This is a genomic window from Kitasatospora sp. NPDC059160, from assembly GCF_042755465.1.
Classification (GTDB): Bacteria; Actinomycetota; Actinomycetes; order Streptomycetales; family Streptomycetaceae; genus Kitasatospora.
The window spans coordinates 25,907-35,797 of sequence record NZ_JBHZCN010000097.1 but is presented as its reverse complement, the minus strand read 5'-3'; the positions used below and the strand labels follow the sequence as shown (position 1 = coordinate 35,797).

General features: G+C 73.9%; 9 protein-coding genes. 3 read left to right on the top strand and 6 right to left on the bottom strand.

The features are described 5' to 3' along the window. Positions 1–109: 109 nt before the first annotated feature. Entirely contained in the window at positions 110–892 is a 783-nt protein-coding gene (locus tag ACFXOZ_RS32590) for a S1 family peptidase (protein WP_380593590.1), read from the bottom strand. 306 nt (positions 893–1,198) lie between these two features. Here ACFXOZ_RS32590 and ACFXOZ_RS32585 point away from each other — a divergent pair, with 306 nt between their 5' ends. The 3 genes from ACFXOZ_RS32585 to ACFXOZ_RS32575 all read left to right on the top strand — a co-directional run bounded on the left by ACFXOZ_RS32585 (position 1,199) and on the right by ACFXOZ_RS32575 (position 5,190). Continuing rightward, positions 1,199–2,941 (top strand): SpoIIE family protein phosphatase, encoded by a 1,743-nt coding sequence (locus ACFXOZ_RS32585; protein ID WP_380593589.1) that lies wholly within the window; start codon positions 1,199–1,201, stop codon positions 2,939–2,941. A 190-nt stretch (positions 2,942–3,131) separates the two neighbouring features. Continuing rightward, positions 3,132–4,403, top strand: coding sequence for an ATP-binding protein (locus ACFXOZ_RS32580; protein ID WP_380593588.1), 1,272 nt, complete (start codon positions 3,132–3,134; stop codon positions 4,401–4,403). Positions 4,404–4,560: 157 nt separating this feature from the next. Beyond that, the gene (locus ACFXOZ_RS32575) at positions 4,561–5,190 is read left to right on the top strand and encodes a GyrI-like domain-containing protein (RefSeq protein ID WP_380593587.1); all 630 of its coding nucleotides are present in this window, start codon (positions 4,561–4,563) and stop codon (positions 5,188–5,190) included. A 4-nt stretch (positions 5,191–5,194) separates the two neighbouring features. Here the strand turns inward: ACFXOZ_RS32575 and ACFXOZ_RS32570 are convergent, their stop codons facing one another. From ACFXOZ_RS32570 to ACFXOZ_RS32550, 5 genes are all read right to left on the bottom strand, one after another. Further along, positions 5,195–6,097, bottom strand: coding sequence for an arylamine N-acetyltransferase (locus tag ACFXOZ_RS32570; protein WP_380593586.1), 903 nt, complete (start codon positions 6,095–6,097; stop codon positions 5,195–5,197). Positions 6,098–6,179: 82 nt separating this feature from the next. Continuing rightward, entirely contained in the window at positions 6,180–6,584 is a 405-nt protein-coding gene (locus ACFXOZ_RS32565; protein WP_380398443.1) for a pentapeptide repeat-containing protein, read from the bottom strand. 14 nt (positions 6,585–6,598) lie between these two features. After that, complete coding sequence (locus ACFXOZ_RS32560) at positions 6,599–7,630, bottom strand: DUF4872 domain-containing protein (RefSeq protein WP_380523333.1); 1,032 nt, start codon at positions 7,628–7,630, stop codon at positions 6,599–6,601. Beyond that, the gene (locus ACFXOZ_RS32555) at positions 7,627–8,385 is read right to left on the bottom strand and encodes a DNA alkylation repair protein (protein WP_380593585.1); all 759 of its coding nucleotides are present in this window, start codon (positions 8,383–8,385) and stop codon (positions 7,627–7,629) included. Before ACFXOZ_RS32555 ends, ACFXOZ_RS32560 begins: the two co-directional genes overlap by 4 nt. Further along, on the bottom strand, positions 8,386–9,888 hold the full coding sequence (locus ACFXOZ_RS32550) for a B12-binding domain-containing radical SAM protein (RefSeq protein WP_380523331.1): 1,503 nt from the start codon (positions 9,886–9,888) through the stop codon (positions 8,386–8,388). Between the last annotated feature and the right edge of the window lie 3 nt (positions 9,889–9,891).

Genomic DNA, 9,891 nt, shown 5'->3' with positions numbered 1-9,891 from the left:
GGACGTCAAAGCCGCCGCGCCCGAACCAACCGGCGGCCCCCCACCCCCGCGCGGGGGTGTAGCGCCGCCGGTCGGGGGCGCTGTCGCGCCCCCGGGGAGGGGTCGGGGATCAGCCGGCCATGGTGGTCTGGACGAAGTCCTTGAACGCCGTCACGTTGGTGTAGATCGAGGGGTCGACCGCGCAGGTGGAGGAGGAGCCGCCGGCCCGGCTGGTGGCGCCGAGCAGTCGCCACTCGCCGTTGACCTGCGCGATCGCCGGGCCGCCGGAGTCGCCGTAGCAGGCGCCCTGGTTGTTGCCGTCCGGGCCCTGGGGGTTGTTGACGCAGAGCTCGGAGGAGGGGTCGAAGCCTTCGGCGCAGCCGCTCGGGAGCAGGCTGGTGTCGAGCTCCTTGAGCTGGTCCGGGCCGCCGTCGGCGCCGGGCTGCGGGTTCTCCTGGCCCCAGCCGAGCAGCTTGATCGCGGTGCCGGCCGGTGCGCCGTCGGCGATGGCGATCGGGGTGGCCTGGACGGGGGCGCTGAGCTGGAGCAGGGCGATGTCGTTGTTGGTGCTGTAGTTCGGGTGGGGGACGACCTTGGCGAGCGAGGCCACCTCGCCGCCCGAGGTCCGGTCGTTGGAGCCGACCCGGACGGTGAACTGGTCGGCGGTGCCGCCGGCCACGCAGTGGGCCGCGGTGACCGCCCAGGTGGGCGAGATCAGCGAGGCGCCGCAGATGTGCTGGCCGTTCTGCTGGAGCGAGACGATGAAGGTGTAGCCCTGGGAGGCGGCGCCGCCGCCGATGATGGGCCGGCTGGGCAGGGGGGTGGCGGAGGCGCCGGCCGCCGGTGCGGCGAGTACGAGGGCGGCGGCCGCGGCGGCGGTGGCGAGGATTCCGGGCAGGGGGAAGTGCCTCATGACGTGTCCTTGTCCGGCGGCGTGGGGGCCGCCTGTGGGGGATGACGTGAACCTGTCGAACTGCCCGCAAGGCTGGCCCCTGACGGCCCGTCGGGAACATCCGCCACTCGGCGGGGAGAGGGACGACGATCGGAGGCTTGCGTAAACACGCAAATATGCGCGAGGATCGCGCACCCGAGACCGCTCCGAACCGGGCGGCCCCGGGACCGTTCCGAACCGTGCGGCCCGACGGCCGCGCCGTGCGACCGGCCGCGCGCCGTGCCAGGCTGGTGGGGACGGCCGGACTGCACAGGACAGGCGGAGGCCATGGCCGAACCGCAACTCCCGGGCCGCGGCGGAGGCCCGTACGGCCGTGGGGGCGCCCCGCACGGCGGGGCCGGAACCGAGCGCCTGCCCGCCGACCTCTCCTGGCTGAACGAGGCGGGACGGCGGATCGGCACCACGCTCGACCTGCGGCGCACCGCGCAGGAGCTGGCCGACTCCACCGTGCCGAGGTTCGCCGACGGCGCGGCGGTCGACCTCCTCGAAACGGTGCTGCGGGGCGAGGAGACCGAGCGCTGGCAGGGCCCGGAGCCGCCCGCGCTGCGCGCGATGGCGATCGCCTGGATACCGAGCGTGCGGGTGATCGAGGCCGACCCGGTCGGCAGCCCCAGCGTGGTCGGGCCCAGCTACTCCAGGGACGCCCTGGTCACCGGCGAACCGGTCCTGGTCACCAGGACCACCCCGGACGACTACCTGCGGATCGCCTCCACCCCGAGCGGCGCCGCCCAGCTGGCCGCCGCCGGTGTGCACAGCTACCTGGTCGTCCCCATGGTCGCCCGCGGCGTGCTGCTGGGGATCGCCGACTTCGTCCGGTCCGGCGACCGGCCCGGCTTCGACCGGGCGGACCTCGCGCTCGCGACCGAACTGCTCGGCCGGGCCGCCCTGTCCATCGACAACGCCCGCCTCTACCAACGGGAACGGGACACCGTCGTCACCCTGCAGCGCAGCCTGCTGCCGCGCGAGTCCCCGCCGACCCCGGGGCTGGACGTGCACTGCGACTACCTGCCGGCGCTGGACAGCCGGGTGGCGGGCGGCGACTGGTTCGACGTCGTGGCGCTCCCGGGCGGCCGCACCGCCCTGGTGGTCGGCGACGTCCTCGGCGGCGGCCTGCCCGCGGCCGCCACGATGGGCCGCCTGCGCGGCGCCGCCCGCATCCTGCTGGCCCTGGACACCGTCCCCGAGCGGGTGCTCGCCCGGCTCGACCTGGCGGCCCGCGACCTCGACGAGGAACAGGTCGCCAGCTGCCTGTGCGCCGTCTACGACCCGGCCGACGGCAGCTGCGCGCTCGCCTCGGCCGGGCACGTGCCACCGGTCCTGGTCGGCCCGGACGGCCCCGCGCACTTCGTCGACCTGCCGGTCGGCGGCCCGATCGGCGCCGGGGCGATCCCCTACGACGGCACCAGGATCGTCCTGCCCGGCGGGGCCCGGCTGCTGCTGTACACCGACGGGCTGGCCAAGACGCGCCGCGGGGACCTCGCGGCCGACCTGGAGCGGCTGCGCCGGGAGGCCGGCCCGGTGCTCCGGAGCCGCCCCGGGCCCGAGGCGGCGCACCTGGCGCCGGCCGGCCGGTACGACGACGCGGTCCTGGTCGCCGCCGACGCGCTCGACGGCGCGGCGGCCGCCGAGGTGCGGGTGTGGGACCTCCCGGCGGACGCCTCGGCGGCCGGCGCCGCCCGCCGCCTGGTCCGCGACCAGCTGGCCCGGTGGGAGCTGACCGACCTGGTGGACGCGGCGGAGCTGGTGGTCAGCGAGATGGCCGGCAACGCCCTGCGCCACGGGCGCGCGGTCGGGCCGCTGCGACTGCTCCGGCACGACCGCCTGGTGATCGAGGTCTCCGACCGGGGCCCCGACCTCCCGCAGATCCAGCACGCCTCGCTGAGCGACGAGGGCGGGCGCGGACTGCAACTGATCAACGTCCTGTGCCGCCGCTGGGGAGCCTGCCGGACCGCCTTCGGGAAGGCGGTGTGGGCGGAGCTCGACCTGCCCCGGGCCACCCGGCTCCCCTAGGCCCTAGCGGCCGCGCAACCCGCTGCCGCGTACGGTTCGTCCACGGCGCGTTGTCCCGATCGGCGCACGACGGGCCGCGCCCGGCCCGCCTACCTTCTCCGGAACCGTACGAACCGCCCGTACGAACCGCCCGTACGGGCCGTGCCGTACGACGGCGACCGGCGAGCGGCGACCCGAGGGAGCGATGCGCGTGAACTGGCTGATCCACGACTACCGGGAGGAGGACCTGGCCGCCGTCGTCCACCTGATCGACAGCACCGCCGGGCTGGGGCAGGAGTCCGTGTTCCCGCTCGCCGAGTGCATCGCCGCGCTGACCGCACGCCAGCCCGCCGTGGTCGCGGTGCACGGCGGCACGCCGATCGGGGCCGCGCTGGCCCAGGTGGCCGGGACGGGGGAGCGGGCCTGGGTGATGCGGGTGGCGATCGCCCCGGCCTGGCGCGGGCGGGGCCTGGCCAGCGCGCTGCTGCGGGAGTTGGAGCGGCGGCTGGTCGAGCTGCGGGTGCGGCGGATCGCCTACGTGCTGCCGGAGGAGGAACTGCTCGGCGAGGGACTGCACAAGGCCGGCTACCAACGGCGGCCCGCCGCGGCCTACTTCGAGAAGACCGAGCCCGCCGCCGGCCCCGCGGCCGGCACGCTGGACGAGCTCGGCGGGCGGCTGCTGAGCGGGGACCTGTGGGACCAGGTCGCCGGGATGACCGCCGAGAAGGAGCTGATCGAGCGGCGGATCGTGCTGCCGCTCGCGGAACCCGAGCGCGCCGCCCGGCACGGGGTGCGGCCGCCGCGCGCGATCACCCTGTTCGGGCCGCCCGGCACCGGCAAGACCACCTTCGCCCGGGCCATCGCCTCCCGCCTGGGCTGGCCGTTCGTCGAGCTGCTGCCCTCCCGCCTCGCCGACGAGGGCAACCTGGCCGCCGCGCTGCGCAGCGCGTTCGCGCGGATCGGTGAACTGGAGCGGGTGCTGGTCTTCATCGACGAGGTGGAGGAGATCGCCCCCGTGCGTGGCGCGGCCGGCCAGCCGGGCGCCGTGCACGGGGTGACCAACGAACTGCTCAAGCTGATCCCGGGGTTCCGCGAACGCGACGGCCGGCTGCTGGTCTGCGCGACCAACTCGGTGCGCTCGCTCGACCCGGCCTTCCTGCGCACCGGCCGGTTCGACTACGTCATCCCGATCGGACCGCCGGACCCGGACGCCCGCGCCGCCATCTGGTCCCGCTACGCCCTCGGCACCGACCGCGTCGACGTGGACGTGCCCGCCCTGGTGGCCGCGAGCGAGCGCTTCTCGCCCGCCGACATCGAGCACGCCGCACGGCTGGCGGCGCAGAGCGCCTTCGAACGGGACGACGCCGTCCCCGGGGCGACCACCGCGGACCACCTCGCCGCGATCGGCGCGAGCCGCCCGACGGTGACGGCCGCCATGGTCGAGGCCTTCCGCGCCGACATCGGCTCGCACGCCCGGCTGTGAGCCGGGGCCCGTGACGGCGGGGACCGGTCCCCGCCGCCCCCGGCGGCCGGATTCGCCCGATGGGGGGAACCCGGGGAACCGGGCGCGGGGCCCGCCGTCACGGCTCCTAGGATGGCTCCCGACCGGACCAAGCCGACCGACCGGGAGCAGCGCCGCGATGGACAACTACGACGTCAAGAAGGAACGGCCGGGCCTCTATTCGGCCGGTCGCCGGAAGTTCGAGGTCATCGACGTCCCGCGGATGAGGTTCCTGATGGCGGACGGGCACGGCAACCCGAACACCTCGCCGGAGTACGCGGAGGTGGTCACCGCGCTCTACACCACCTCCTACGCCGTACGCGCCGTCGCCAAGCAGGAGTTGGGGCGCACCCACACCGTCGGGCCGCTGGAGGGCCTGTGGTCCTCCAAGGACCTGGAGGTCTTCCGGACCCGGGAGAAGGACGCCTGGGACTGGACGCTGATGATCGTCCAGCCGGACTGGATCACCCCGGGGATCGTCGACGCGGCGCTGGAGCGGGTGCACCGGACGAAGGACCTCAGCGCCGTGAAGCTGGTGCGGTTCGAGGAGTTCACCGAGGGGCCCAGCGTCCAGGTCCTGCACGTCGGACCGTACGACGAGGAGGGGCCGACGATCGCCCGGATGCACGACGAGTTCGTGCCGGCCCAGGGGCTGACCCTCCGGGGGCGCCACCACGAGATCTACCTCTCCGACGCCCGCCGGGCGCACCCGAGCCGGCTGCGCACCATCCTCCGCCAGCCGGTGGCCCCGGTACGGGAACAGGGGTAGCGCCTCACGGGCCGCCCATCAGGCTGGAGCGGACGTCGCCGACCCGCGCGGCGAGCCCGCGCAGTTCCTCCGCCGTCAGGGCCAGTCCGAACTCCTCGGTCAGCACGGCCGCGAACTGCCCGTCGTCGAGGTGCTGCCGGCGCTCGGCGGTGCCGTCCGGCCGGACGCGGGAGAAGTCGCGGTTGAGCAGGCGCCGCATCTCGCCGCTGAAACGTTGCATCACGATCAGCTGGCCGGTGAAGGGCGAATCCGGGTGGGTGGACGTGTAGTAGTTGGCCGCGTCGACGTCGGCGGCCCGCTGCGCCCGGTTCGAGAACGAGTAGAGGGTGCTCCCGGCCGGGGCACCCGGCGTGTTCCCGGCCGGGGTGCCGGGCACCGCCCGCTCCATCAGCTGCCGGCCCTCCTCGTGGGCGGCGACGGCGAAGGACCAGCCCTCGCCCTGGGTGCTCCAGCCGTCCTCGGTGAGCGGCAGGGGCTCCAGCAGGCCCGCGCCGAAGCCGACGTCGGCCAGCCAGTCGCCGTCCACGCCGGAGGCGAGCAGGGTGAGGTGGGTGCACGGCCAGGGGCGGCCGGGGCGTTCCCGGGGGCGCGCGAGCAGCCGGTCGACCCGGTACCCGAGCCGGTTGAGCACCGCGCCGAACAGCAGCCCGTGCTCGTGGCAGTAGCCGCCGCGGGCGGCGGCCACCAGCTTGCGCTGGATGTCGGCGGTGCTCATCGGGACCTCGCGCCCCAGCACGATGTCGATGTTCTCGAAGGGGATCGACTCGACGTGGGCGCGGTGCAGCCGCCGGAGGGTCTCCCGGTTGGGCTTGGCGTCGCCCAGGTCCGGTCGGCCGATCCGTTTCAGGTAGGCGTCCAGGTCGAGCTGGTCCACGCCCCATTCGTCGGTGGACGAAGTCGCCGTCACTGCTGTCTCCTCCTGCTCGCGTGCTGACGGTGGCGGTCCGCCCCCGGCTCGGGTCCAGGCCGCAGCCGCAGGGGTCGGGGCCTCAGAGGTCCTGCGGCCAGATCGTGAGGAAGTCCGAGATGACGCCCCGGCGCCGGAAGCCCGGGTCGAGCACGGCGCCGGTGAGGTCGGCCCCGCTGAGGTCGGCCCCGTCGAGGTCCGCCCCGACCAGCCGGCTGTTCGCCAGGTCCGCCTGGATGAGGTAGGCCTCGACCAGGTCGGCGTCCTGGAGGTTGGCGCCGCGCAGGTCGGCGGACATCAGGTACGACTCGGTCAGCACCGCGCCGCTGAGGTCGGCGTCCACCAGGTCCGCGCCCCGCAGGTCCGCGCCGTGCAGCCGGGCGGCCCGCAGGTCGGGGCGGAACGGGCCCTCGGCCCGGCGCCGGCGGGCGTACTCGTTCCACCGGTCGGGGCCCTGGGCCAGGATCGTCTCGTCCGCGCTCGGCATGGCTTCCTCCCGCCCTACACGCCGCCGAGCGCGCGCAGCGCCCGCTTTTCCAGGTCCATCGCGGTGCCGACGGTGTCCACCACGGCGTCCACCAGCTGCTGCCGGTCCCCGCCCGGGGTGGCGGCGCCGTCCAGCAGCGCGCGCCCCAGGGTCTGCCAGTGCCGGCCGCTCGCCCGGAAGAGCTCGGCGGGTCCGGTGTAGCGGGCGTCGCCGGAGGCCTCGGCGACGGCGGCCAGGAAGCGCCCGATCATCGGGCGGAAGAGCCCGCCCCCGGTGCCGAAGGTCTCGATCTGGCGGCCCAGGTGCAGCAGTTGGCGGGAGAGCGCGTCGGTGCGCACCACCCGGCCCGCGGCGTCCACGTCGTCGACCTCGCCGAGCTTGGTCCGCGGCCAGGTCGGGGCGGTCGACTGCAGCTGCTTCATCCCGGCCAGGCCCAGGCTCCGGCTGCCGGGCTTGAGGACGTCGCGGCAGAGGTTGCGCACCGCCACCGGTCCGACCAGGCCGAGCTGGGGAGCGCTCCGCCGGGCGCCGAACACGTACGCCTTGCGGTCGGGGTTGAGCGGCGGCGAGTCGCGGCTGGAGCGGGCCGCCTCCAGGTCCGCCGCCGTGACGAGGACGGTGGTGTCGAGCGCCGGGTCGGACACCTCGAACCGGTCGTCGTCGAGGGCGCGGACCACGTTGACGAAGTACCCGCCGAAGGAGGAGCGGCCCTCCAGCCCCCAGTACGGCAGCCGGCCGAGGTCCACCCGCACCATGACGGCCGGGGCCGACTCCAGCAGCTGGGCCAGCCCCTTGCCGGACGCGGGCGCGTGCGCGGCGACCTCGACGCCCATCAGCCGGGCGGCCCGCAGCGGCATGATCGCCTGCTTGCCCACCACGATGTCCGGGGCGCCGCCCCGCGCGGGGAAGAAGGAGAACCCGAAGCCGCCGTCCAGGCCGAACACCACGTCCTCGTCGACCTCGTGGCCGGCGGCCGCCAGGATGTTGCACTGGCACGCCGATTCGCAGTGGATCCCGCGCCGGTGCACGTAACCGCCGGTACTCAAGCCTCCGCCTTCCCGCCGAGGGCCATCAGGGCTCCCCGGGTCTCCTTGTCCAGGCCCTCCAGGGCGTACCGGAAGGTGTCCCGCTTCATGACCGGCCGCCACCGCCGCAGGTAGGCCTCCACCTCGGCCGGGTGGACCTGCGCGGTGACCTTGAGCAGCCACCCGGACCCCTTCTGCACGTACGGGTCCTTGTCGTGCATCAGCCGGGTGCAGTTGTCGAGGACGTGGGCGACCGGCAGTTCGTAGGTGACCTTGCCGACCTTGCGCCGCACGAACTTCACCACCGCCACGTTCGCCGCCCGCCGCGCCCAGGGGGACTCCGATCCGACCCAGCGCGCGGTCCGGGGGAGTCGGTCGAGGTGGCCCAGGAAGTACGGGTAGAGCAGTTTCAGGCACAGGTCGTCGCACTGCGCCCAGTTGGACACGTACCGTTCGAGCCAGCCCTCGCAGCGGTCGAGGAAGTCGTCGCCCAGCCCGGTCCGGGCGACCTTGTGCAGCAGCGCGAAGCCGAGCAGCACCTCCTCGTGGTGCTCGGCGCGCGCCAGCACCTCCTCCGCCAACCGGAGCCTGGCGGCCGCGGGGACGTCCCCGTGCTCCCGGAAGAAGTCGCCGGCGAGCGCCACCACCGCGGCGTTGCCGACGCCGAGGGCGCGGATCTCGTGGGGGAAGTAGCGTTGCATCCCCACCGCGAAGTCCGCGTCGCCCCGGGCCGCGAGGGACGCCAGCAGCTCGCCGGCGACCGCTTCCGTGTTCACCTAGACCACTCCCAGGTTGAGCATGACCGGCTTTCCGGTCGTCCGTTTCGGTGCCTTCTCCAACCGGGGCTTGGCGCTCATCACGTAGTCGTACTCGCGCTGCATGTCGGCCACGGTCCGCTTGGAGTGGACCGCGCGGTCCGACAGGCTCTGGCCGCGCAGCCCCCACCACAAGTACCAGTTCCGGTGGCCGAGGTAGGCGTTGCGGACGAAGTCGAGGGTGTCGCGGTCCTCGACGATCGCCGGTTCCACGTAGTACGCGGGGACGAAGGTGCCCTGCCCCTCGGTGAGGATCCCGGCCTTCACCGCCTGCTGCTGGAGCTTGGTGCCGCTCAGGATGCGGATGCCGAGGTTGGCGTAGATCTGGGCCGGGTTCAGGAACCGCTCGGTGAAGCCGATCGATTCCCGCAGCGCGGCCGGGGTCTCGCCCGGGCCGCCGAGGAAGACGCAGTGGGTGTGCTCGATCGGACTGGCGGTGAAGAGCCGGTCCACCTCCAGCACCTTGGCCATGTCGAAGCCCTTCTGGAGGTCCGCCAGCGCCTCGTCGGTCAGCGCGTCGGTGCCCAGGTCGACCCGGATGCAGCCGGCCGCGGCGAGCAGGTCGACGAACTCCGGCGTGACCGCGTTGGGGGTCAGCTGGCAGTACCAGGCGACGTCCAGCTTGGCGCGGATCATCTCCGCGCAGACCTCCGAGGCGTACTCGATCGGGAAGTTGAAGGTCGCGTCCACGATCTCGAACTCACGGACGGCCGGGTTCTCCGCCATTGCCCGCTGGATCTCGCCGACCACCTCGGCGGGCTCCTTGAACCGGTTCCCCTTGCCCTCCGTCTTGCGGATGATGCAGTACGAGCAGTAGAGCTTGCAGCCCCGCTTGGTCTGCAGCGTCTCGATGGCCGGCTGGTGGTCCCGGGTGAGGTCGGAGGCGGCCGAGACCCCCTCCTCGAAGTACCGGGGGTCGTAGACCGAGCGGTCGGGTTCGAGCGCCCCGAGGTCGAACGCGGAGTCCGCCGGGTTCTGCACGAAGTGCCCGTTGCCGTCCAGGTGGCACAGCCCGGAGATCTCCTCCAGCTTCCGCCCGCCGCCCTGGAGGTGCTCCATCAGCTGGACGATCCCGGCCTCGCCCTCGCCCGCGATCCCGTAGTCCGGCTGGGCGTACTCGAAGAAGGCCAGCGGTTCGACCGAGAAGCCCGAGCCGCCGAGGACGACCTTGGCCGAGGTGTACTTGCGCACGCACTGGACGATCTTCTCCGTCATCGGGCCGAAGAAGATCGGGTCGACGAAGGTCAGGTTGTCCAGGTTGCGGACGGCGATGCCGACCACGTCGTACCGCTGGGAGGTCAGCCGCTCCCGGACGGCCTTCAACTCCCGGGACTCCCACAGCAGGTCGAGCACGTCGACCTGGTGGCCGGCCCGCTTGAGCGCGGCGCTGATGTACGCCATGCCGATCGGCAGCGCCGGTCTCGGCACCCGGATCTTGTTGGTGGAGATGAGCAGTACCCGCATCGC